Source organism: Paludisphaera sp. (assembly GCF_037189885.1).
Classification (GTDB): Bacteria; Planctomycetota; Planctomycetia; order Isosphaerales; family Isosphaeraceae; genus Paludisphaera.
The window spans coordinates 1-22,337 of record NZ_JBBCIR010000120.1 but is presented as its reverse complement, the minus strand read 5'-3'; the positions used below and the strand labels follow the sequence as shown (position 1 = coordinate 22,337).

Sequence of the window (22,337 nt, the reverse complement as noted above, 5' to 3'; positions counted from 1 at the left end):
ACCACCGCCGCCGCCGTAGCCGCCGCCACCGCCGTAGCCGCCGCCGCCGGAGCGACCGCCGCCGCCGTAGCCGCCGCCGCCGCCGTAGCCGCCGCCGCCGGAGCGCGGCTCGCGAGGACGCGCCTCGTTGACCGTCAGGCGACGGCCATCGGATTCATGGTCGTGGAGGCCGTCGATGGCGGCCTGCGCCTCGGCGTCGGTGCTCATCTCGACGAAACCGAAGCCCTTGCTGCGGCCGGTCTCGCGGTCCGAGATGACCTCGGCGCTTTCGACGGTGCCGTACTGCGAGAACAGCTGCTCCAGATCGGAGCTGTTGACGCGGTACGAGAGATTCCCGACGTACAGTTTCTTGCCCACCTGCAAACTCCTAGCGTGGCGACTCGACTCGACCCTCGACTGACTTCTCTTTCCGGGTCTCTGAAAGGGGCCGGCAACCGGCCCGGGGCGGTGGAAAGGCGGATGAGGCAGACGAGAAGCTCTCTTCGGATCTCCGGCACGCGCTCGTACGGTTTCCAGCCAATCCAAAGTATAGGGACGACACGTCCGCAATGATAGTCCGAATCCGCGTTCGACGTGGATTTCTCGAAATACCTCCATCCTAGCGGATTTCCAGGATCCCAGCCAAGGCTTGTGGGCCGAACGATCCGCGAAATCGACAAGATTTCCGCGATTCCACCGCGTTTCGGCCCGGGTTTTGAATGGCCGATCCCGGGGAGTCGGGCTCGTCCCGGCACACCCGATCAGACCCCTGACCGATGGGAGGGCGGTGCCATGCCGCGGGGCGACAAGTCGAAATACACGGACAAGCAGAAGCGCAAGGCGGAGCACATCGCCGAGGGCTACGAGGATCGGGGCGTCCCCGAGGACGAGGCCGAGCGCCGGGCCTGGGCGACCGTCAACAAGGAGTCCGGCGGCGGGAACAAGTCCGGCTCCGGCCGGGGCAAGCCCGACACCAAGGTCTCCAGCGAGAAGGGGGGCAAGCGCGGCGGCGCGGCCTCCGCCGCCAGGACCCCCGAGCAGCGCTCGGCCTCGGCCAAGAAGGCCGCGGAGACCCGCAAGCGGAACCGGGAGGCGAAGGCGAAGGAGAAGGCCTCCTCCTGACTCGAGCCGTCAGGCCTCGCGGCCGCCGGTGGGGGCGGGCCGCCGCTTGCCGTAGACGCACACGGCGATCCCGAACAGCTCCGTCCGGCCTTCCAGCCGCATGCCCAGGCGTCGGGCCACCCGGATCGACGCCTGGTTCTCGTCGTGGATCAGGCTGATCACATGGCGTTCGCCGATCCGGTCGAACGCCGCGTCCAGCGACGCCCGGCCCGCCTCGGTCGCGTATCCCTTGCCCCACCACTCGCGACGCAGGGTCCAGCCGACCTCAAGGCCGGGCCATCCCTCCGGCCGCCAGCAGCCGACGCGGCCGATCATCGCGCCGGTGGCCTTCTCCTCCACGGCCCACATGCCGAACCCGCGCAGCCGCCAGTGGCCCACGACCATCGCCATGTTCCGCCACGCCTCCTCCCGGTCCATCGGCCCGGAGCCCAGGTGGCGCATCACCTCCGGGTCGGCGACCATCGCGGCGTAGGCGTCGAGGTCCTCCTCCCGGAACTGGCGCAGGATCAGGCGTTCGGTTTCCAGCGTCTCCATGGAGGTGGTCCGGCCGGTGGGATCGGGGCGGGGGGTTATGCTCATCCCCCGAGTCTAACCGCCGGGACGGCCCCCCGGCGACCCGACGGGCCTCGGAGTTGAGCTTGAGGGCCCGGCGGGGTTTCGCCGATAGTGGCTCGGAGAGGGTCCGCGCGAGGAACGCGGCGGGTCGAGTTCGATGCCCGTGCAGGGAGAGGGTAAGGCCGTCATGATCCGGGTCCGTCGTCGCCCGCGCGTCCTCTGGGCGCTGCCGTTGCTCCTCGCCCTCGCGACCCCCGCCGTCGCGGAGGAGGCGTGGGACGCCGTGTTCCTCGCCGGGAACAAGATCGGCTACATCCACACCTTCGTCGAGAAGGTGATGGACAAGGACCGGCCGCTCAACCGCGTCCGGGTCGACACCGTCCTGAGCTTCCGTCGCGGCGACGACACCGTCGTCCAGAAGCTGATGTACGGGACGATCGAGACCCCCGAGGGCGAGGTCCTCCGGCTCGACACCCGCACGCTGACCAGCGACAACGAGATCCGCGTCCATGGCGACGTCGTCAACGGCCAGATGACGCTGATCATGGAGGGGACCAAGCAGCGCCAGGAGCAGGTGATCCCCTGGGGCCCGGAGGTCCGGGGCCCGTACGCGGCCGAGCAGAGCATGGCCCGGAAGCCCATGACCGAGGGGGAGAGCCGGACCCTCAAGATGTACATCCCGGACCTCAACCGGGTGGTCGACATCGAGCTGAAGGCGGGCCCGACCGCGGAGATCGAGCTGGGCGACGGGGCCAAGAGGGCGCTCCGGAAGGTGGAGCAGGTCGCCACGCTGGACGGCAAGGTCCGGCCGGAGCTGGGCTCGACTCTCTGGGTGGACACGGCGGGGCAGGTGCTCAAGCAGGACGTCGACCTCCTGGGCGGGATGACCACCTATCGCACCACCGAGGCCGGCGCCAAGGCCCCCGGCGGCCGGGTCAAGTACGACCAGATCCGCGGCACCATCATCAAGTCCGAGCGCGACATCACGAACGCCTACCAGACGACCCACGCCAGGTATCGGATCACCTTGAAGGATGAGGACCCGACCCGGGTGATCCCCAACGACCGGCGGCAGACGCTCACGCCCTCCGGCGACGGCCGATCGGCGACGATGGTGATCCAGTCGATGGGCCCGAACGACGGCGAGCCCGGCTCGCCGGCCGACCCCGAGTACCTCCGCCCCAACGCGATGATCACCAGCGCCGACGAGCGCGTGATCCGCCTGGCCGACCGCGCCGTGAAGGGGGAGACCGACCCCTGGCGGCAGGCGGTGGCGATCAACACGTGGGTATTCCAGAACATGCGGAGCAACTTCCAGACGACCTTCGCCCCCGCCAGCGAGGCCGCCCGCAACCTCTCCGGCGACTGCACCGAGCACTCCGTCCTGGCCGCGGCGATGTCGCGGGCCAAGGGGATCCCAGCGCGGGTGGCCGTGGGGCTGATCTACGTCGACAACAAGCAGATGAAGGCCAAGGGCTTCGGCTTCCACATGTGGCACGAGGTCCACGTCAACGGGCGCTGGGTCGCGCTCGACAGCTCGTTCGACCAGTCGACCGTCGACGGCACCCACATCAAGCTGTCCGAGTCGAGCCTGGAGGGCGTCTCCCCGTTCGAGTCGTTCCTGCCGATCCTGCGCGTGCAGGGGAAGGCGACGATCGAGCCCCTGGAAGTGCGCTGAGGACGGCGGCACAATGGTCGGTCGGGGCGAGCGCGCGACCTCGCCCGACCGACCCGCCGAGCCTCGGAGCGATTGGACGATGACGACGAAGCGGAAGCACCGGCCGGCCCTGCTGGCATGCCTGGCCCTGGCGGCCTTCGGCCTCGGCCTCGGCTGCGGCGGCGGCGATCCCGGCCCCGGATCGGCCCCGGCGACGGCCGGCGGCTCCAGGATCGGCGTGGTGCTCCCCACCTTCGGGCATCCGTTCTTCCTGGCGATGAAGGACGGGATCGAGTCGAAGGCGAAGGAGCTTGGCCTCGACGTGGACGTCCGCGACGGCCAGGACGACGACGCCCGGCAGATCGGCCAGGTCGAGACGCTGCTGAACCTGGGCTGCAAGGCCATCATCCTCTGCCCCCGCGACGAGGACGCTCTCGTGCCGGCCGTCGAGGCCGCCAACCGCGCGAACGTCCCGATCCTGGCGCTCAACCGTCGGATCAACGGCGGCGAGGTCGTCGCCTATGTCGGGGCCGACGACGCCGAGGGGGGCGTCCTCCAGGGGGAGGAACTCGTCCGGCTCCTGGGTTCGGACGGGGGCAAGATCATCTACCTGGAAGGGACCGAGGGTTCCAGCCCCCAGCGGCAGCGTAGCGCCGGGTTCACCGCGGTCCTGGAGCGGCACCCCGAGATCGAGGTCGCCGACCGCCGATTCGCCGCGTTCCAGGAAGACCGGGCGAAGGGGGTGATGACCGACCTGGTCCGCCGCTTCAAGCCCGGCGAGATCCGCGCGGTGGTCGCCCAATCGGACGAGATGGCCCTCCCCGCCGCGGAGGTCGCGCGGTCCGAGGGCTGGGACAACGTGGCCGTGCTGGGATTCGACGGGGCCACGACCGCGTTCGACGCCGTCCGCGACGGCCGCCTCGCCTGCACCATCCTCCAAGATCCCCGCGAACAGGGGGCGAAGGCCGTCGAGGTCATGGCCGCCCAGCTCAAGGGCGAGCCGATCGACCGCGAGGTCGTCACCCCCCTGCGCCTCATCACCGCGACCAACGTCGCGCAGCACCAGCCGGCCTACTGAGTCGTGGCTCCGATCTGGCTTCGTTCGCGCGCCGCGCATTCGGGCCGGCCGACGTTAAAACTCTGCGAGCCAACGACTTGCCGCCGGCAAGCGTTGGCTTCGTTCGTCATTATCGAACGACTTTTCGGGGCGTCTGGGCCGCGTCGGCCGACGCGTTCGGCGCGGGCACCGGCCCTGGCGGCATGGGTTCCCGAGGGGCGTGGGCGAGCGGCTGGATTGCCTGAAATGAGCTCGGTATCCCGGCCTGCCTGGCTCCTCCTAGCAATCGGATTGTCAAAGACCACGATCACCGCATCTGGGCAGGATCGTGCGGGGACGCGGCCGGATTTCAAGGATCCGGGGACGCGGCGGATATATTTCGCGGGCAGGGGGACGGTGGGCCGTCGGGCGCTTCCGTCCCTTCCACGCTCGTGGAGAAAGGAGCCCCGGAGGGGCGCATGAGGGGCGCGACCGGCACCGCGACCCTCGGTGACTCCAGACGCGAATCGTCTTCCCCCCTCGCGGGGGAGGACAGACCGCGAAGCGGTCAGGTGAGGGGGACGACGAGCACGAGCCCTCCCGAAGTTCGAGAGCCTGCCTCGACCGGCTCGGGAACCCGACGGCCGTCTCGCATGGCATCCCCCTCATCCGGCCCTTCGGGCCACCTTCCCCCGCCAGGGGGGAAGGCCGTTACGTCCTTCCGTCCGACGCAAACGGCCCCCTGGTGGCGCGCCCCTCATACGCCCCCGCGGGGCACCTCCTCCCACGCCGGGACAAGGTATGTTCGGCGGGAGCGCCGCGCGTGTTTCAGGCTCGCCGGGGAAGCTCAGCGGCGGGCGGTCTGGGCGACCCGCGAGCCGTTCTGGGCCTTGTCGAGGCCCTTGACCAGGAAGTCCTGGAAGACGGGGGGCTCGTTGTAGCCGCCGATGGAGGCGACGACCTCGCCCTCAGGGGTCATGATGACGTAGAAGGGGTTCGTCTGCTCGGCGGTCAGGTCGAGTTGGCGGATCTGGTTCTCCAGGGCCAGCTCCTCGCGCTGGGCCGACGTGATGGAGTCGATCGGCACCCGGTCGGTGTAGAGCTGGACCGTCACGAATTCCTGGAGCAGCTTGACGATGTCCGGGCGCGGCAGGACGCGACGCTCCATCAGGCGGCAGTTGGCGCAGTTGACGCCGGTGAAGTCGATCAGGATCGGCCGGTTCTGGGCGGCGGCCTCCTCGCGGGCCTTGTCCAGGCTCATCCCCCAGAGGACGCCGTGCAGGTTCTTCTGCTCGCGCTGCGCCTCCTCCGGGTCGGTTGAGGTCGCCTTGACGGGGCCCTCGCCGGGATCGGCCGCGGCCATGCGGACGTCGGCGGTCAGCTCGTGGGAGTCGGCCGGGAGGATGCCGACGATCAGCCGGTCCCACACCAGGCCCATCGGCGGCCGGCCGAACAGGCCGGGGGCCATGTAGAGGGCCAGCCCCAGGAACGCGCAGCCGAAGACCATCCGGCCGGGGCCGACCTTCGCCTCGTCGTAGTCGTGGTTGGTGCGGAAGAAGCCGAGGAGGTAGAGGCCGCAGACCGCCGACAGCACGATCCACGCGGTCAGCACCACCTGGGCGTCGAACCAGGCGTTCTCGGGCGTCACCCAGCCGAGTTCGGCCGTGTTCAGGAACTTCAGGGCGGCGCCGATCTCCACCAGCCCGCCGACGACCTTCACCGAGTTCATCCAGTCGCCGCTGCGCGGCATCTTCTGGAGCAGCCCGGGGGCCAGGGCCAGGGCGAAGAAGGGGAGGGCGATCACGCTGGAGAAGGTCGCCAGGCCGAGGATCGGATAGAGGAGGTCGCCGTTGGCCGCCATGACCAGCAGGCCGCCGACGACCGGGAACGTGCAGGTGAACGACGTGATCGTCAGCGTCAGCGCCATGAAGATGACGCCGATCAGCCCGCCGCGACTCTCGCCCCGCGCCGAGGCGTTCAGCAGGAAGCTGGGCAGGCGGATTTCGAACAGCCCTAGAAGGCTGAGGCCGAACGCCAGGAACAGGGCGGCGACGAACAGGTTGAGCCAGGGGTTGTTCGCCAGGTTCTGGAGGAACGTCGACGAGAAGAGGAACGAGAACAGGACCCCGACCGCCGTGAAGACGCCGATGATGGCCAGGCAGTACGTCACGGCCAGACCCGTCGTGCCGCCCTTGCCCGACCGCTCCCCCTGCTTCACGAAGAAGTTGACCGTGATCGGGACCATCGGCCAGACGCAGGGCATCGCCAGCGCGAGCAGCCCGCCGGCCGCCGAGAGGAGCAGGAAGCCCCACAGGCTCTCCCGCGCCGTGCGGGCGATCTCGCTGGTGGGCCCCGCGTCGGCCGGGGCCGCCGCGATGCTCGCGGACTCCGACGGGGCCTCGGCCGGGGCGGAAGGCTCAACGGCGACGGCCGGAGCGGGGGGCTCGGGGGCGACGGCCGGGGCCGGCTCGGTCGCTTCCGGCGCGGGGGCCGAGGGCTCGACGTGGGCGGTCTCGACGGCCGTCGGGGCGGGGGCGGCGGCGACGCCTTCCACCTTCACCACGACGTCGGCGAGGGTCTGGTGGGTCGGCGGGAAGCAGGCGTTCTCGTTGCAGATCTGGTAACTGATCTGAGAGCGGACGACGTGGTCGCCGGGGGCGGCGTCGGCCGGGACGGTCAGCGCGACGGTCCAGGCGGCCTCGTCCTCGAAGAACTCGGTGAGCACGTCGTCGCCGAAGGCGGGCTCGGGCTTGACGATGGGGTCGGCGGCCGGGGTCCATTCATCGCCCGCCGCGAGGCCGCCGAGGTCGAACAGGTTGAACGAGGTCGGGTCCGGGCCGTTCCCGCCCCCCGCGCCGGGCCTGGCGACGTTGTAGATGTGCAGGCCGGGGTCGAGCTTCACGGCGACGGTGTACTTCACCACGTCGCCGGGCCGGGCGACGGCGGGGGAGACCGTCGGCGTGATGGTCACGCCCTTGGGGCGGAGGCGCTCCGGACTGTCCTTCTTCTTCGGCGTGGCCGACGACGCCGGGGGCGCGGCGGCGGCCTCGCCGGCGACGGTCAGGGTGGCGGCGGGGAGCGTCCAGCGCCCGGGGAAGGTGCAGCTGGAGGCGTTGCAGAGCTGGTAGCTCGCCTGCACCTGGATGGACTTCTCGCCCGGCGCGGCGTCGGCGGGGACCTTCAGGGGCAGGGACCAGACGACCTCGTCCTCGTAGTACTCGAAGACGTTGTTGCCGAAGGCGGGCTCGGGCGCGGCCTTGGCGTCGCGGTCGGCCGTCCAGTCGCCGGCCTTTTCGATCCCGGCGAGGTCGAAGACGTCGAACAGGGTGTGGCGGGGGCCCTCCTCGCGCTGCTTCTCCGCGACCGTGTAAATGTGCCAGCCGGGCTGGAGCTTGGCGCGCACCAGGAGCTTCACGGTGTCGCCGGGCGCGGCCCTGGCCGGCTCGATCGTCGCCGTGACCTCGGCGGCCTTGGGCTTGCCCCGCGCCGGGGTGTCCTTCTGGGCCGGCTGGGCGTCGGCGTGCGCCGAGGCCGCCAGGACGAACGCGGCCAGGAAGGCCGTCGCGCGAGCCCCGGCGGGGTGGAGAAATCGCATGGGAGGCCCCTCGGGAGGAATTTTGGTGGGGTGGAGGGATGCGGGACGAGGCGCGTGCGATCCGGCCCGTACCCTCTCCCGACTTCCCCTTATCCTATAGCCGCCGTTGGGCCTGGGACAAGCCGCCGAGCGTCCGCGCCGGTCCGCATTGACCGATCCGGGGGCCTGGCCTACGATGCCGGGCCGCTCGCGATCGATCGACACCCCGCGCCGCGCCATCCCGCCGAGCTTCATGGACCACGGACGGTTCGACACTCCAGGACAGGATGGGGGCGAATGCGCAGAATCCTCCTCGGCGCGATCCTCGCGGCGGGCGCCGCCGTCGCCGGCTGGATGGCCGTGCTCGACCGGCAGAACCGGCTGCGATGGGACCATTGGGACGTCGTGAAGCCGGGCGTGCTGTACCGCAGCGGCCAGCTCAACGGCGACCAGCTCACCGAAGCCGTGAGGCGCTACGGCATCAAGACCGTCGTCAACTTCCAGCTCCCCGGGCGCGAGATGCAGGAGGAGCGGGCGCTGGCGAAGTCGCTGAACGTCGGCTTCGTCAACCTGCCGATGCCCGGCAACGGCTTCGGCCGGGAGGAGCAGTTCCGCAAGGTCCTGGAGCTGATCGACGACGAGGAACGTCGCCCGGTCCTGGTCCACTGCGCCCGCGGCACCTGCCGGACGGGGTCGGCGGTGGCGCTCTATCGGTTCGAGCGCGACGGCTGGACCATCAAGGACGTCGCCGCCGAGGCTCGCCGGCAGACCTACCGCGAGGGCTGGATCCCGGGCTACATCTACGGGATGGCCCGCAACAAGCCGGACTCCGACCTCCACCACCCCGTGAACCTCGACGAGCGGAATTCGCCCGACGAGATCGCCGCCCTGCCCCTGCCGGAGGAGGCCGCCCGATGAGCCGCGTAGACGAGATGCCCGCCGCGCGGGCCGAGGTCGGCCGCCGATTCCGCGCCGACGCCGACGGGGGGAAGCTCGTCCTGAAGCTCCCCGACGCCCGCGCCTGGGCCGGGCCGGCGGTCTTGCTGCTGGGCGTCGCCTACGTGCTGGTCGGGGGCGCCGCCGCCGACCTCTCGGGCAAGGACGCGCGGCTGGGGATCGCCGCGAGCGAGGGCTTCGGCCCGCTCGGGCAGGTGTACGGCCACTGGCGGCCCGACGTCTGGCCGCTTCCGGCCGCGATCGCCCGACTCGTCTTCCTGACGGGCGAGGCCGGCAAGCCCGAGACCGGCGCGGTGATGTGGCCGATGGCCGTCGCGGGCCTGCTCGCCGGCTGGCTCGTCGCACGGCGGTTCGTCGCGCTGGGCCGGACGACCGCCGCGCTGATGTTCGGCTTCGCCTGGTTCGGCTCGATCGCCCTGATGGACCATGCCGGCGCGCGGGGTTTCGACTTCCTGTCGGGCCTGGCGACGATCGCCGCGCTCGACCGCCTGCTGTCGCGGCGGTCGGACTGGCTCGCGGGGCTGTTCGCGTCGGCCGCGTTCCTCTGCGGGGGGTGGCCGCCGCTGCTGGTGATCGGGCTCTCGGTGCTGGTGCTGGGGCGTCGCGACGCCGACTTCTCGTTCAAGCTGGTCGCGCCGCCAGTCGTCACGGCGATCGCCTGGTTCTTCTGGACGATCGAGACCGCCTCCGCCGAGGCCGCCGCCGCGGCGCTGGTCTGGCCGCTGACGCAAGGGATGGCGTGGTCGCTCCCGTCGTCCGCGCTGGGGTGGGTCGCCGCGATCACGATGCCCATCGACCAGGGGGCGGCGTGGGCCGTGCCGTTCAAGCTGCTGCTGGCGGGGCTGCCGCTGTCGCCGTTCGCCCTGCTGCTGTTCGGCCGGTCGTCGCGCGAGGGGATGCAGGCCGACGGCGGGCTCGCGCTCGACTGGGGCCGGGTCGCCCTGGCCGCCGTGGTCTGCGGGGTCGTCGTCCCCGGCGCGGCGTCTGCCGCGGCGGTGCCGGCGCTTGCGGGCCTGCGGGTGGCCTCGGCCGTGGCGCTGGCGGCCGCCTGGAATCGCCGCCTGGCCGCCGGCGAGGGCCGGGCGTTCCTCGCCGTGACGACGGGCATGGTGGTGGCGTGGACCTCGCTGACGGTCTACGCGACCTACATCCTCACCATCGTCTTCACCTACTACCGGCCGGTGGGGATCGTCTTCGCCGTCGGCGGGGTGGGGGTGGCGGCGCTGCTCTGGCGGGCCTTCGAGACGCGGAGCGCCCGGCGGGCCGTCGCCGCCATGCTCCTGATGACCGCCTGCCTGAAGCTGGTCCACGCCGGCTTCTACGTCCCCGAGTGGAGCTACCGCTACGGCCAGGGCCCATGGGGCCGCGCCATCGGCCAGTGGCTCCTGCCCCACTGGACGCTCCACACGCAGCACGAATGGCCCGAGGACCTGATGTGGGCCGTCGGACGGCCCGTCCGGCTCCTGAGCAGCCCGCAGCACCTGGCGTTCCCCGAGACCGGGGAGAGCCGCCACGTCCTGCTGCTGGAATCCGAGTTCGAGAACTGGCCCGAGAGCGCGCCGAAGCTGCTCAAGGTCGCCACGTTCGAGCCGCCGATGCCGTTCGGCAATCGCCGGATCCTCGCCCGCACCGAGGGGACCCTGACCACCCCCTCCGGCCGGCTCGTCTCCCGCGTCCCGGCCCCGGAATAATCCCCGCGCGACGCCGACATCCCCGGGCATCCCTTAACCTTTCGAGAATGAACGGGTTAAGGGATGCCTCGCGTTTCGTACAATGGCCGCGCGCGGTTTCCGGAGATTCGGCCGAAGGCCGGTCACATCCGCGCGAAGTCATCGTAGGATACCCGGGGCGCGGCTAGACTCCGCCGGGCCAGTCCCCGGGCTCGGGAGAGGAGGCGTGGCGGCATGATCGGCAAACTCAAGGAAATGTTCGCCCCGACCTCGACCGAGGGGAAAGGCCGGCGCGTCGACATCCAGAAGCGGTTCCAGATCCAGCTCGATGTCTCCACGATCGGCTCGCAGGGGAGCATGTCCCGCGTCTTCAAGGCGGTGGACTCGGAGACGGGGAAGGTCGTCTGCCTCAAGATCCTCGACCTGGAGAAGAACGAGGCGGCGCGGGGCCGCGCCTCGCGGCACGAGGACCGGCCGAGCGAGGGGGCGATCGCGGTCCAGATCCGCCACCCCAACGTCGTGCGGACGTACGAGCACGGGATGACCTCGCGCGGCGAGGAATACCTCGTGATGGAGTTCATCCACGGGCTGAGCTTCGAGACCGCGTACCAGTCGAACCTCGGCACGACGGCGCAGCGGATGGAATGGCTGGCCCAGGCCGCCGAGGGGCTGGCGGCCGTCCACGCCGCCGGGTTCATCCACCACGACGTCAACCCGCGCAACTTCCTGGTCGACCGGGGCCGCGACCTCCGGGCCAAGGTGATCGATTTCGGCCTCTCCGTCCCCAACACCGCCGCGTTCCGACGGCCCGGCAACCGCGTCGGCAGCCTGCTCCACATGGCCCCGGAGCTGATCCGTCGCGAGCCGATCGACGAGTCGATCGACGTCTACGGCTTCGGCGTCGTCGCGTTCCAGCTGCTCACCGGCAAGCCCCCCTACGACGTCGCGTCGTCCCCCACCGCGCTTCTGCAGGCCTTCCGCAATCCCCCCGCCGACCCCCAGGCCCTCCGGGCCAAGCTCTCGGACGAGGTCCGCGAGACGCTCCTGAAGCTCGTCGCCGTCGACCGCCGCGACCGCTGGCCCTCCATGGCCACCCTCGCCGACCACCTCCGCTCCATCCCCGCCAAGAGGGACGCGCCGGTCTCGTCGTGACCCGGGCCCTGCAAGGGTGGCGAGCGGAGCGCGGAGATCGCCCGGATGTGGCAAGTTCGGTTCGATGACGAGTACATGGAGGAGTTCCAAGGGCTCGACATCTGGGTCCGGGAAGCGATCCTGGCGAAGGTCGAACTCTTGAGGGAAGAGGGCCCGAATCTCGGACGGCCCGCCGTTGACACGGCTCGAGGATCGATCTTCACGAATATGAAGGAACTCCGGGTCCAGCACGCGGGGCAGCCCTGGCGGGTGCTATTCGCTTTCGATCCCGCGCGACGCGCGATCCTGCTGGTCGGGGGGAATAAGGCGGGCGACAAGCGTTGGTAGAATAGGGCAATTCCGATCGCCGACGCCCGGTTTCGACGTCACCTCGGGGAGTGAATCCGATGCCCGTTCCCTTCGAAGAGGTCCTGGCGTCCATGCCGCCCGATAGCCAGGCAAGGATCGCCGAGGCCGCGGCCCGCCTGAAGGCCGCCCATCGGACCTTCCTGGAGTTGCAAGCGACTGACACCGCCTATCGGGAAACGCCCGAGTTCCGCGCCAGGCTCGCCGCGCTCCCGGAGGAATACCGGGTCGAACTGTTGAGGCAAGAGGCCGGGCGAGCGGGGATCGACCGCCTGCGAAAACAGGTCGAGGCCCTGGGGGGCAAGCTAAGGATCACGGCCGAGTTCCCAGGCGGGGGGACCATGGTAATCGACGAGGATTAAGGAGCGACGACGCGGCGGACTCATGCCCTCGCCGTGGCCCCGCTTGATCGCGCTGCCGCGTCGGCCCCGAATCGGTGCTCGCGGGCCGGGTCGCGGCCCGGTCGGCGGGATTCGATGGACTCTGGACGAGGCGGGCGCCAATCAAGACGAAGCGCCCCGCCCAGCCGGTCGCTCCGATGGTTCACGAGCCGGGGCGAGCGTAACGCGCGAACCTGCCCGCCCGACCGGGGGCGATGTACGTGACCGTCATCGGATCGGCGAGCGCGTTGATCACCGGCTGGGTCAGGCTCGGCCCCGGTTGGGTGTAGGGGACGCCCGGCGTCGGGTCGTTGCCCGGTCCGCCGGGGTTGTAGAACGGGGAATAGCTCCCGGACGCGGGGATTTGCACCGCCTTGATCGTGGCGATGGCCGCCTCGTCCCCGGAGAGCACGATGTCGATCTGGTTGTCGTGGTCCTCGACGTACGAGTCGTCGTAGCTGGACTGCGCCGGCCCCAGGTCCGCCAGGCCCAGCACCGTGATCGTGCCGCTCGGCAACTGGTAGGGGACGCCCGTTTCGGTAAGCCATCGGACCACGCCGTCGGCGTCGACGGTCTGGAGCCGGAAGAACCGCGAGAAATCCGTCGGATAGACCGAACGGACCCCGTCCGGCGAGAAGCCGCCGCTCGTGAAGACGCGGAGCCGATATTCCGCGGCCTCGCCGTAGAGCGAGACGCCGTCGTTGGGGAGGGAGCCGGAGAATGCCGCGGGCGCCGACTCGCCGGCGGTCGACATGACGCTCAACTTGGCCCCGACCAGCTTCGGCCCCGATCCGGGGTTGTAAGCGGTCATCGGCGTGACGCCGTCCCCGTACGAGAGCCCCGCCGCCGAGACCACGACTCCCCCCGGCCCGACGAGCTTGAGCGGATTCCGCGAGTGGGCCAGTTCCAGCTTCACGGGGTAGATCGCGCCCGGCTGCCCGGGGGCGATTCGGTTCCCGAAATAGCCCAGGATCACGACCGTGCTCCGCTCGTTGTATTCGAAGTTCGGCGTGATCGAGGCCGCGAGCGCCGTCACCACCTGGCCGGTGTTGAGCACGACGCGGAAGTCGTCTCCCGAGACCGAGCTGGGGAGAACGGGCCAGCTGAATTCGATGGGGAAGCCGTCGGTGTACTTCACGGGGTAGCCGTAATTCGTGGCGATGCCGCTGACCGCCGCGTTGGACGTGTAGGCCCGCAACGACGCGGTCCCGGCGGACGAGCCGCTCAGCGTCTCCCAGGAGCCGCCCGCCCGGCGCGCCAGCGCCTCGGCCTGCGAGGAGCTGACGCCCAGGCCGGGCACGCCCAGGATGTTCGTGAACCCGAGCGTCGCGCCGAGGATGCTCGGGGTGTCGGAGTAATAGTCGGCGTTGACGAGGACGTCTTGCTGGAGGGCCCTGTACAGCGGATTGGTCGGGCCGGTGGGATGCGCCGACTTCGATCCGGGGGGATTCAGGCTCAGCACCACGCGATTCAGGACCTGGGGACGGGCGCCCTGGACGACGATCCGCTCCGCCAGCCGATCGATCTCGGCCTGGCTGGGGAACTGGTCGAGCGTCGCCGCGGCCAACGTCACGTAGCCGACCGGGTCGCTCTGGGCGGTCTTGTTGTAGAAGGCGGGCGTGGCGACGATGGCGGGCACAAGCGCGTTCTGGCCCAACCTGGCCTCGACGCGGAGGAGTCGGTTCTGCTCGGCGAGACTTGGCGACTCGCCCACGAGCGTCTCATACGCCCGGATCACGACCTCTCGCGCGTGCGAGCCGATGCCCGGCAACGGCGCGGGCGTCGCGCAAAGCATCCGTCGCCCTTCAAGCACCTCAAGCGAGGCGCCGGGACGCGCCCGCCGAGGAGAGCGCCGGTCCCGCTTCGATGTCATGCCCAGGAAAAGCTTCATCTGTTGTATGTCGCTCGACACGAGGAGGGTGGCCGATGGTCGCTTTCATCACGCGTGAGCGGGCCGGAACCGTCGGCATCGACGACGTTCTCCCGCGATTCGTCTAGCTGTAAGCTAGTACGCGGAATCCGCCTTGCAACTCGCGATGAGGACGGCCGAGGCCGGAGGGCCGAGCCCCTTCCGATGAGTAGGGGCGGGAAGCGACCGGCAACGATCGCCCACGCGAGCGAAATGCTTCGAGGCTTTACACGCGAATCGAGCCCGACGGGCCGGATTTTCCGCGGAGGTGGACGCAAGGCATGATACGATGCGTGCCAAAAGGTCGTATCCTCCCCACATACGCCGGGCAGACATCCGCGTCGCATGATCGGAGGCTTGCTTGGGCTCGATATTCTGTCCGAAGTGCGAACGCAGGCTGACCCCGGCGAATCCCCCGGGTCCCATGACATGCGACGGGTGCTCGCACGCCTTCGATCCCTCCACGGTTCGATGGCGGAAGCCACACCTGTTAAGACGGCTCCTCGGCTGGTTCTTGATCCTCGTGGCCGCCCTGTCAGCGCTACAATCCGCCCCCCTGTTGCTGCTCCCGATCGACGAGAGCCGAGTGGCCGGCTTGATCGGCCACTTCTCGGTCCCGTTCCTGCTCTTTCTCGGGGGCCGCGCCCTGGCGCAAAGCCGACTCGTGGAGGATCCGGCCCCTCCGGACGCCCCGCAAGGGTCGCCGCCGCCCGGCTCCCTTGATCGCCCCGCCTCGCGAGCCTAAGATAAATATCGGCGAATATGGTGTGGAAAATCGCCCGAGCGAGGCTCACGAGCGTTGGTCAAGCCGCCGGTCTATCTGGACAATCACGCGACGACGAAGCCGGACCCCCGGGTCGTCGCGGCGATGATGCCGTACTTCACCGAGATCTACGGCAACGCGGCCAGCGTCTCGCACAAGTTCGGGTGGGACGCCGAGGAGGCCGTCGAGAAGGCCCGCGCCCAGGTGGCCGACGCCCTTGGCGCCGAACCTCGGGAGATCGTCTTCACCGCCGGCGCGACCGAGGCGAACAACCTGGCCATCAAGGGCGCGCTGCCCTTCCTGCGACGCAGGGGAGACCACGTCGTCGCCACGGCGGTCGAGCACAAGTCGGTGCTGGACGTCGTGGAACGGCTGGGGCGCGAGGCGGACTGGAACGTCACGATCGTCCCCTGCGACGAGACCGGCATGGTCGACGAGGCGGCCATCCTCGCGGCGCTGAGGCCGGAAACCGTCCTGGTCTCGGTGATCGCGGCCAACAACGAGGTCGGCACGATCAACCCCTTCCGGGCGATCGGGGCGGCCTGTCATGAGCGCGGGATCGTCTTCCATACCGACGCCACCCAGGCCGTCGGCAAGATCGCCCTGGACGTCCGGGCGGACCGCGTCGACCTGCTGAGCCTTTCGGGCCACAAGCTTTATGGCCCCAAGGGGATCGGCGCGTTGTACGTCCGCCGCAAGGACCCCCAGGTGCGGATCAAGCCGCTGATCGACGGCGGCGGGCATGAGCGCGGCCTGCGCAGCGGCACCCCGGCGGTGCCGCTGATCGTCGGGCTGGGCGAGGCGTTCGAGCTGGCCGCCCGCGAGCGCGAGGCCGATTCCGCCCGCGTGAAGGCCCTGCGCGACCGCCTGGAGGCCGCGATCCGCGGGCGCGTCCCCGACGTGTCGCTGAACGGCCATCCGACCGAGCGGCTCGACGGGAACCTCAACATGAGCTTCGCCTACGTCGACGGCGAGGCGCTGATGATGGCGATGCGCGACGTGGCCGTAAGTTCCGGCGCGGCGTGCACGTCGGCCGAGCCGGAGCCCAGCCACGTCCTCCGGGCGATGGGCCGGGACGATGACGCCGCGCGGGCCAGCCTGCGGTTCGGCCTGGGGCGTTTCACCACCGCCGAGGAGGTCGATTTCGCCGCCGAGGCGGTCGCCGCGGCGGTGGCGTCGCTGAGGATGCATAGCTCGGCCTGGCTCGCTTCCGGTAGAATGATTCCGGGCGAACCGAAGCCGAGTTGACGTCGTGCTAGAATTGAGTCGAGCGGAGTCCCGCCTCACCGCGGCGACGTCCCGACCGTCCCGCCGAGAGACCGACCAGAAGGAGATGATGCGATGGGGTTGACGCTGACCGAGAAGGCCGCCGGCGAAGTGAAGAAGATCATCACCGACCAGGAACTCCCCGAGGGGACCGTCCTGCGCATCGGCGTGAAGGGGGGCGGCTGCAGCGGCTTCGCCTACGACCTGAACTTCGACACCGACACCTCCGAGCGCGACCGCGTCGAGGAGCAGCACGGCGTCAAGATGGCCGTCGACAAGAAGTTCGACCCCTACCTCGACGGCACCGTCCTCGACTTCTACGACGGCCTGGAGAAGCGCGGGTTCGTCTTCAACAACCCGAACGTCGTCAAGAGCTGCGGCTGCGGCTCCTCGTTCCAGGTCTGACCCGGAACGTCCAGCTCGACTTCGCCGACCGGGGGCCCGCCAGGGCCGGCCCCCGGTGTCGGCGCGCGCCGATTACGTCGTGGCGGCGCTCCCTCCTCCCCGCGTGGAAGGAGTGAGGACCGATTTTATCCTCGTCGCCAGGTTGCTGGCGCGGCCATGAGAGGCGTCGGGCTGGCACGGTCATGAAGACCGAGTAGGCCCCGGCACGGAAGGTGCTTGTGGGGCAGGGGCCCGGGAGAGGGCCGAGTGGGCGATACTGGATTCGAACCAGTGACTCCCGCCGTGTGAAGACGGTACTCTAGCCGCTGAGTTAATCGCCCGATGGGGGCCGGCGAGGGGCCGGCGTCCAGATGGGGAATCTTATCGCGCGTCGCGGCGGATCGCAAGACGTCGCCGCGACTTCTCCATGGGTGGGTCGAGACTGGGCTCAAGTCGGCGTCCCGGAATCGTCGACGTCCATAGCCTGGGGAGTGGCCCCGGCCGGGGGGCGACTGTTCAAGTCCTGGACGGGAGGATATCCTAGTCATGGCGGCGGCGGGGCGCGCGGGCGCGAGTCCCCCGGCCGCCGTCGGCTTCCCCCGCCGGCCTCGATTCGCAAGGCCCAACCCTGGGGTGGACGCACGGCATGGGGGTTCTCAAGTTCAGGCTGCCGTCGGACCGGACCGCCTCGCGGGTCGTGGGACTGCGTCGCGCCTACACGCTCGGGCTGGATCGCACGCCGGGGCGGCTGGGCATCGACGTCCGCGACGGGCTGCTGGCCTGCTCCAGCGACGCCAGCGAGAGCAGCCGGCTGTTCACCCCATGGCCCGTCCCGGGCTTCGGCGCCCCCGTGATCGGCACCGCGACCCTCGCCGACCGGCCGTCGCCCTACGTCCTGGCGCTGGAGCTGGCCCGGGGCCGGCTCAACGACGTCCGCAACCAGATGGCCGACTGGACCCAGCTCGGCCTGAACACGGCCCCGGCCCTCGCCGAGTCGCTGCGGACCTCGCGCCGGGCCTTCGTCCGGGCGGCGCTCGACGCGGCCGACCCGGACGCCTCGTTCGCCGCCGCCCAGGAGAGCCTCGCCGCCTCCACGAAGGCCGGGACGATGCTGGCCGAGACGTACCTGGACCAGGTGCTGCGCAACCGGCTGGCCGTCGCCGGCAGGCTGGGCACCGGGCTGTGCTGCGTCCTGACGAGCGAGCCCGACAAGGCGCCGGGCTCGGCCGCGTGGCCCGCCACCTTCAACACGGCCCAGGCCGCCGCGACCTGGAAGGACCTGGCGCCGTCCGAGGGGAAGATCCGCTGGGAGCTGCTCGACGCGCAGATCTCCTGGGCCCGCAAGCGCCGGATGAACGTCGAGGCCGGCCCGCTGATCGAGTTCCGCTCCGGCAGCCTCCCGGACTGGATCTGGCTCTGGAACGGCGACGCCGAGTCCATCACCTCGTTCGTCGCCGACCACGTCCGCGCGGTCGTCTCGCGGTATCGCGGCAAGGTCCCGGTCTGGCACATCGCCCACCGCCCCGCCGGCCACGACGTCCTGGGGCTCGGCGAGGAGGACCAGGTCCGCATCACCGCCCGCGCCCTCCAGATCGCCCGCCAGGCCGACCCCGCCGCGCAGTTCTGCCTGGGGGTCGACCGGCCGTGGATGGAATGGATGAGCGGCAGCCGGTTCCAGCTGGGCCCGCTCCACCTCTGCGACTACCTGATCCGGTCGGACCTGGGCGTCTCCAGCGTGGCGATCGAGGTGGCGCCCGGCTACTCCGACCCCGGCAGCGACGCCCGCGACCTGTTCGAGTTCTCGCGGCTGCTGGACCTCTACTCGCTGCTGAACGTGCCGCTGAACGTGATCCTCGCCGCCCCCTCCTCCGCCGAGGCCGACCCCCTGGCCGACCCCGACGTGGCGGTGGAGGGCTGGCAATTCCCCGCCCCCCCCACCGAGGCCGGCCAGGCCGCGTGGGCCGCGAGCTGGGCCGCCCTGGCGATCGCCAAGCCGTTCGTCCGTTCCGTCACCTGGGCCCACCCCACCGACGGCCTCCCCCACATCTACCCCCACGCCGGCCTCTTCCGCCCCGACGGCGCCCCCAAGCCCGCCGTCGCCCGCCTCCGCAAGCTGCGGGACGACCTGCTGACGTGACCGTCGCGACGCCCGCCATCGAAAGGCTCGGCCCGGGCGCGAATCCGCGTTGTCAGCGGCGGGCGCGGGCTGTATGATGGTCGATTCGCGACACCCTCCGTCCGTGGACGACCCGACGAGTCATGTTCGACGACCTGCAAAAGCGCCTGTCCTCCGCCTTCAAGCGGTTCCGCGTCAGCGGCGTCCTGACCGAGGCCAACATGAAGGAGGGCCTGCGCGAAGTGCGCGCGGCCCTTCTGGAAGCCGACGTCAATTTCAACGTCGTCCAGGACTTCATGGCGAGGGTCCAGGAGCGGGCGGTCGGGGCGCAGGTCGTCAAGAGCGTCCGGCCCGAGCAGCAGATCGTCAAGCTCGTCCACGACGAGCTGGTCGAGACCATGGGGCCGTCCGACCCGACCATCCGGTTCGAGAAGTCGGGCCCCACCGTCATCATGCTCTGCGGCCTCCAGGGCTCGGGCAAGACGACGACCTCGGGCAAGCTGGCGAAACTGCTGGCCTCGCAGGACCGCAAGCCGATGCTGGTCGCGGCCGACCTCCAGCGCCCGGCGGCCGTCGAGCAGCTCAAGGTGGTCGGCGAGCAGGTCGGCGTGCCGGTCTTCTCGCGCGAGGGGGTCGACCCGGTCAAGCTCTGCCAGGAGGCGGTGGCCGAGGCCAACCGCCAGGGGCGGGACACGATCATCCTGGACACCGCCGGCCGGCTCCACGTCGATGACGAGCTGATGGCGGAGCTGGTCCAGATCGAGAAGAAGGTCAAGCCCCACCAGGTCTTCTTCGTCTGCGACGCCATGACCGGCCAGGACGCCGTGGCCTCCGCCGACGCCTTCAACAAGGCGCTGGAGCTGGACGGCGTCATCCTCACCAAGCTCGACGGCGACGCCCGCGGCGGCGCGGCGCTGTCGGTGCGGAAGGTGACCGGGGTCCCGGTCAAGTTCGTCGGCAAGGGGGAGAAGCTCGACCGACTGGAGCCGTTCGACCCCGAGCGGCTCGTCGGCCAGATGCTGGGCATGGGCGACATCGTCGGCCTCGTCAACGCCGCGCAGGCGAACGTCGACGCCGAGGAGGCCCGGCTCCAGCAGGAGAAGATGGCCAAGGGGAAGTTCGACCTGGAGGACTTCCGCAAGCAGATCATCCAGATCAAGAAGATGGGCTCGGTCCAGGACGTCATGGGGATGTTCCCGGGCATGGGCCAGATGGCCGAGAACCTGGGGGGGATCGACGCCGACGGCGAGGTCCGCCGGATCCAGGGGATCATCGACAGCATGACCCCCCGGGAGCGCAGCCGCCCCGACCTGATCGACATCGGCCGCCGCCGCCGGATCGCCGCCGGGGCGGGGGTGGAGCCCTCGGACGTCTCCGGCCTGGTCAAGCAGTTCGACGCGATGGCCGCGTTCGTCAAGCAGATGTCCCAGATGAGCATGCTCGACAAGCTCAAGGCCATGACCGGCCTGGGTCGCGCCGCGGCGCTGAACCCGGCGGCCAAGCTGATGTCCCCGAAGGTGGGCACCGGCAAGCGGCTCTCCCCCAAGGAGCGCGAGAAGCTCAAGAAGCAGCGCGAGAAGGAAGACCGGAAGCGTCGCCGCGAGGAGCGCGACGCCCGCGGCCAGTCCGCCGGGGGCTGATCCCGCCGCCCCCCCGGGCCGACCGGGCCGAACCGAACACGCCGAGAGCACCCCACGCCCCGGCCCGCCCCCGCCGTAACCGGGCGCGGCGGCCCCCGGGGCCTTTCCCGCAGGATTCTGGATCGCCCCCGCCCGCGTCGTCGCCGGTCGTCCCGGCGGGGCCCGCGCGTGGGCCCTGGAAGACGAAGAGACGAGAGGAGACCGCGAGTGGTCCGCATCCGGATGAAGTCGCTGGGACGTCGGCACAGGCCCTTCTACAGGATCTGCGCCATGGACGCCCGCACCCCCCGCGACGGCCGCGCCATCGAGGAGCTCGGGCACTACGACCCGATGTCCCGCAACCCCGAGACGCAGACGGTCCTGAACGCCGACCGGATCCGCTACTGGCTGAGCGTCGGGGCGCAGCCGTCGGACAAGGTGGCCGCGATCCTGCGCAGGCACAAGGTGACGAAGCCGGCCCCCGGCGAGCCGTGGGAGCTGCCGAAGCCCCCCGCCGCCGAGACCCCGGCCGCCGCGCCCGCGCCGGCCGCCGAGGCCCCGGCCGCGCCGACGGCCTCCTGACCCCCGGGGACGGTCGGCCATGACACCCGCGCAGCCGCCGCTGCGGATCGACGTCCTCACGCTCTTCCCCGGCCTCTTCGCCGGGTTCCTGAGCGAGAGCATCGTCGGCCGGGCGCTCGCCAAGGGGCTCGTCGCGGTCCACACGTGGGACATGCGCGACTGGGCCGAGGGGCGGCACAAGCAGGTGGACGACCGACCGTTCGGGGGGGGCCCGGGGATGGTGCTGATGGCGCCCCCCGTCGTCGCCGCCGCCGAGGCCGTCCTCGCCGCCGCCGAGCCGCCCGGAGGCCTGATCGTCCTGTCCCCCCAGGGGCCCAGGTTCGACCAGGCGAAGGCCGCGGAGCTGGCCGGTCGGGGGCGTTTCACGCTGGTCTGCGGGAGGTACGAGGGGTTCGACGAGCGGATCATCGAGATCCTCCGGCCCGAGTTGCTGTCGGTGGGGGACTTCGTCCTCTCCGGCGGCGAGCCGGCCGCGATGGTCGTGATCGACGCGGTGGCCCGGCTGGTCCCCGGGGTCCTCGGCGACGCCGAGAGCGCCCTGGACGAGTCGTTCGGGCCCGACGGCGGCCTCGAATACCCCCACTACACCCGGCCCCGCGAGTATCGCGGCCTGACCGTCCCGGAAGTCCTGCTCGGCGGCGACCACGCGGCCATCGCCCGCTGGCGCCGAGAACACCGCCGCTGAGGCGGAGCCCCCGCGACCCGAACATTCCACCTTCACGCACGTAGAACATCGGCCCGCCGGATGGGCCGCTCGAAAGGTCCCCACCAATGATCAATCGGTTCCTCGCCGCCGTCGAGCAGAGCAGCATGAAGGAGAAGCTGCCGAAGTTCGAGATCGGCGACACGGTCGACGTCCACGTCCGCATCCTGGAAGGCGACAAGGAGCGCGTCCAGATCTTCAACGGCGTCGTCATCGCCCGGTCCGGCAGCGGCACCCGCGAGATGTTCGTCGTCCGTCGCATCGTCCAGGGCGAGGGCGTGGAGCGCAAGTTCCCGATCCACTCCCCCCGGATCGCCGACGTGACGGTCAAGCGCTCCGGCAAGGTCCGCCGGGCCAAGCTGTACTACCTGCGCGAGCGGACCGGCAAGGCCGTCCGCCTCAAGGAGCGGTTCACCACCGGCGCCGCGCTGGACGAGGCGAAGGCCGCCAAGGCCGAGCGCCGGGCCGCCAAGATCGCCACGAGGAAGGCCAAGGCCGAAGCCAAGGCCGAGGCCAAGGCCAACGCCGGCAAGTGACCCCCGCGCCGCGACGCCCCGCCCGGGCGTCG

18 protein-coding genes, 1 tRNA gene and 1 pseudogene are annotated in these 22,337 nt (G+C 70.6%); 15 read left to right on the top strand and 5 right to left on the bottom strand.

Going from position 1 to position 22,337, the window contains the following annotated elements:
• Positions 1 to 357: RNA-binding protein (locus WG209_RS25245; protein WP_337177887.1), on the bottom strand; the 357-nt coding region annotated here is incomplete at its 3' end.
• 414 nt (positions 358 to 771) lie between these two features.
• Here WG209_RS25245 and WG209_RS25240 point away from each other — a divergent pair.
• On the top strand, positions 772 to 1,101 hold the full coding sequence (locus WG209_RS25240; RefSeq protein WP_337177886.1) for a hypothetical protein: 330 nt from the start codon (positions 772 to 774) through the stop codon (positions 1,099 to 1,101).
• 9 nt (positions 1,102 to 1,110) lie between these two features.
• Here the strand turns inward: WG209_RS25240 and WG209_RS25235 are convergent, their stop codons facing one another.
• Entirely contained in the window at positions 1,111 to 1,680 is a 570-nt protein-coding gene (locus tag WG209_RS25235) for a GNAT family N-acetyltransferase (protein ID WP_337177885.1), read from the bottom strand.
• Between the two features lie 133 nt (positions 1,681 to 1,813).
• Between WG209_RS25235 and WG209_RS25230 the strand changes: the two genes are divergently transcribed.
• A complete protein-coding gene (locus WG209_RS25230; RefSeq protein ID WP_337177884.1) occupies positions 1,814 to 3,334 on the top strand; it encodes a transglutaminase-like domain-containing protein in 1,521 nt (506 codons plus the stop codon).
• 79 nt (positions 3,335 to 3,413) lie between these two features.
• Entirely contained in the window at positions 3,414 to 4,391 is a 978-nt protein-coding gene (locus tag WG209_RS25225) for a sugar ABC transporter substrate-binding protein (RefSeq protein WP_337177883.1), read from the top strand.
• 805 nt (positions 4,392 to 5,196) lie between these two features.
• Here the strand turns inward: WG209_RS25225 and WG209_RS25220 are convergent.
• Positions 5,197 to 7,944, bottom strand: coding sequence for a protein-disulfide reductase DsbD domain-containing protein (locus tag WG209_RS25220; protein WP_337177882.1), 2,748 nt, complete (start codon positions 7,942 to 7,944; stop codon positions 5,197 to 5,199).
• Between the two features lie 276 nt (positions 7,945 to 8,220).
• Between WG209_RS25220 and WG209_RS25215 the strand changes: the two genes are divergently transcribed.
• From WG209_RS25215 to WG209_RS25195, 5 genes are all read left to right on the top strand, one after another.
• Positions 8,221 to 8,841, top strand: a complete 621-nt coding sequence (locus WG209_RS25215) for a tyrosine-protein phosphatase (protein WP_337177881.1) — start codon at positions 8,221 to 8,223, stop codon at positions 8,839 to 8,841.
• Positions 8,838 to 10,571 carry a hypothetical protein gene (locus WG209_RS25210; protein WP_337177880.1) on the top strand — a complete coding sequence of 578 codons (1,734 nt, stop codon included), beginning with the start codon at positions 8,838 to 8,840 and terminating at the stop codon, positions 10,569 to 10,571. The genes WG209_RS25215 and WG209_RS25210 overlap by 4 nt, the downstream gene beginning before the upstream one ends.
• Before the next feature lie 213 nt (positions 10,572 to 10,784).
• The gene (locus WG209_RS25205) at positions 10,785 to 11,702 is read left to right on the top strand and encodes a serine/threonine-protein kinase (RefSeq protein ID WP_337177879.1); all 918 of its coding nucleotides are present in this window, start codon (positions 10,785 to 10,787) and stop codon (positions 11,700 to 11,702) included.
• A gap of 75 nt (positions 11,703 to 11,777) precedes the next feature.
• A complete protein-coding gene (locus WG209_RS25200; protein ID WP_337177878.1) occupies positions 11,778 to 12,029 on the top strand; it encodes a type II toxin-antitoxin system RelE/ParE family toxin in 252 nt (83 codons plus the stop codon).
• A 59-nt stretch (positions 12,030 to 12,088) separates the two neighbouring features.
• Positions 12,089 to 12,409: a hypothetical protein gene (locus tag WG209_RS25195; protein ID WP_337177877.1), complete on the top strand. Its 321-nt coding sequence runs from the start codon at positions 12,089 to 12,091 to the stop codon at positions 12,407 to 12,409.
• Between the two features lie 181 nt (positions 12,410 to 12,590).
• Here the strand turns inward: WG209_RS25195 and WG209_RS25190 are convergent, their stop codons facing one another.
• Positions 12,591 to 14,222: a hypothetical protein gene (locus tag WG209_RS25190; RefSeq protein WP_337177876.1), complete on the bottom strand. Its 1,632-nt coding sequence runs from the start codon at positions 14,220 to 14,222 to the stop codon at positions 12,591 to 12,593.
• A 913-nt stretch (positions 14,223 to 15,135) separates the two neighbouring features.
• Between WG209_RS25190 and WG209_RS25185 the strand changes: the two genes are divergently transcribed.
• Both WG209_RS25185 and WG209_RS25180 read left to right on the top strand, forming a co-directional pair.
• Positions 15,136 to 16,347, top strand: coding sequence for an aminotransferase class V-fold PLP-dependent enzyme (locus tag WG209_RS25185; RefSeq protein WP_337177875.1), 1,212 nt, complete (start codon positions 15,136 to 15,138; stop codon positions 16,345 to 16,347).
• Between the two features lie 93 nt (positions 16,348 to 16,440).
• Entirely contained in the window at positions 16,441 to 16,770 is a 330-nt protein-coding gene (locus tag WG209_RS25180) for an iron-sulfur cluster assembly accessory protein (RefSeq protein ID WP_337177874.1), read from the top strand.
• A gap of 247 nt (positions 16,771 to 17,017) precedes the next feature.
• On the opposite strand, the gene WG209_RS25175 is transcribed toward WG209_RS25180, so the two are convergent.
• Positions 17,018 to 17,090: transfer RNA gene (locus WG209_RS25175), tRNA-Val, on the bottom strand.
• Between the two features lie 305 nt (positions 17,091 to 17,395).
• Here WG209_RS25175 and WG209_RS25170 point away from each other — a divergent pair.
• The 5 genes and pseudogenes from WG209_RS25170 to rplS all read left to right on the top strand — a co-directional run.
• The gene (locus WG209_RS25170; RefSeq protein ID WP_337177873.1) at positions 17,396 to 18,886 is read left to right on the top strand and encodes an endo-1,4-beta-xylanase; all 1,491 of its coding nucleotides are present in this window, start codon (positions 17,396 to 17,398) and stop codon (positions 18,884 to 18,886) included.
• Positions 18,887 to 19,008: 122 nt separating this feature from the next.
• A complete protein-coding gene (ffh, locus tag WG209_RS25165; protein ID WP_337177872.1) occupies positions 19,009 to 20,505 on the top strand; it encodes a signal recognition particle protein in 1,497 nt (498 codons plus the stop codon).
• A 207-nt stretch (positions 20,506 to 20,712) separates the two neighbouring features.
• The gene (rpsP, locus tag WG209_RS25160) at positions 20,713 to 21,066 is read left to right on the top strand and encodes a 30S ribosomal protein S16 (RefSeq protein ID WP_337177871.1); all 354 of its coding nucleotides are present in this window, start codon (positions 20,713 to 20,715) and stop codon (positions 21,064 to 21,066) included.
• Positions 21,067 to 21,085: 19 nt separating this feature from the next.
• Positions 21,086 to 21,751 carry a tRNA (guanosine(37)-N1)-methyltransferase TrmD gene (trmD, locus tag WG209_RS25155; protein ID WP_337177870.1) on the top strand — a complete coding sequence of 222 codons (666 nt, stop codon included), beginning with the start codon at positions 21,086 to 21,088 and terminating at the stop codon, positions 21,749 to 21,751.
• Between the two features lie 89 nt (positions 21,752 to 21,840).
• Positions 21,841 to 22,176 (top strand): annotated as a pseudogene (gene rplS / locus WG209_RS25150) (50S ribosomal protein L19); the annotation flags it as partial.
• Positions 22,177 to 22,337: the final 161 nt, after the last annotated feature.

What these genes read in the sequence shown, in the direction of transcription:
- WG209_RS25240 (WP_337177886.1), top strand. Translation starts at nt 772, where the DNA reads ATGCCGCGGGGCGACAAGTCGAAATACACGGACAAGCAGAAGCGCAAG.
- WG209_RS25235 (WP_337177885.1), bottom strand. Translation starts at nt 1,680, where the DNA reads ATGAGCATAACCCCCCGCCCCGATCCCACCGGCCGGACCACCTCCATG.
- WG209_RS25230 (WP_337177884.1), top strand. Translation starts at nt 1,814, where the DNA reads ATGCCCGTGCAGGGAGAGGGTAAGGCCGTCATGATCCGGGTCCGTCGT.
- WG209_RS25225 (WP_337177883.1), top strand. Translation starts at nt 3,414, where the DNA reads ATGACGACGAAGCGGAAGCACCGGCCGGCCCTGCTGGCATGCCTGGCC.
- WG209_RS25220 (WP_337177882.1), bottom strand. Translation starts at nt 7,944, where the DNA reads ATGCGATTTCTCCACCCCGCCGGGGCTCGCGCGACGGCCTTCCTGGCC.
- WG209_RS25215 (WP_337177881.1), top strand. Translation starts at nt 8,221, where the DNA reads ATGCGCAGAATCCTCCTCGGCGCGATCCTCGCGGCGGGCGCCGCCGTC.
- WG209_RS25210 (WP_337177880.1), top strand. Translation starts at nt 8,838, where the DNA reads ATGAGCCGCGTAGACGAGATGCCCGCCGCGCGGGCCGAGGTCGGCCGC.
- WG209_RS25205 (WP_337177879.1), top strand. Translation starts at nt 10,785, where the DNA reads ATGATCGGCAAACTCAAGGAAATGTTCGCCCCGACCTCGACCGAGGGG.
- WG209_RS25200 (WP_337177878.1), top strand. Translation starts at nt 11,778, where the DNA reads ATGGAGGAGTTCCAAGGGCTCGACATCTGGGTCCGGGAAGCGATCCTG.
- WG209_RS25195 (WP_337177877.1), top strand. Translation starts at nt 12,089, where the DNA reads ATGCCCGTTCCCTTCGAAGAGGTCCTGGCGTCCATGCCGCCCGATAGC.
- WG209_RS25190 (WP_337177876.1), bottom strand. Translation starts at nt 14,222, where the DNA reads ATGCTTTGCGCGACGCCCGCGCCGTTGCCGGGCATCGGCTCGCACGCG.
- WG209_RS25180 (WP_337177874.1), top strand. Translation starts at nt 16,441, where the DNA reads ATGGGGTTGACGCTGACCGAGAAGGCCGCCGGCGAAGTGAAGAAGATC.
- WG209_RS25170 (WP_337177873.1), top strand. Translation starts at nt 17,396, where the DNA reads ATGGGGGTTCTCAAGTTCAGGCTGCCGTCGGACCGGACCGCCTCGCGG.
- ffh (WP_337177872.1), top strand. Translation starts at nt 19,009, where the DNA reads ATGTTCGACGACCTGCAAAAGCGCCTGTCCTCCGCCTTCAAGCGGTTC.
- trmD (WP_337177870.1), top strand. Translation starts at nt 21,086, where the DNA reads ATGACACCCGCGCAGCCGCCGCTGCGGATCGACGTCCTCACGCTCTTC.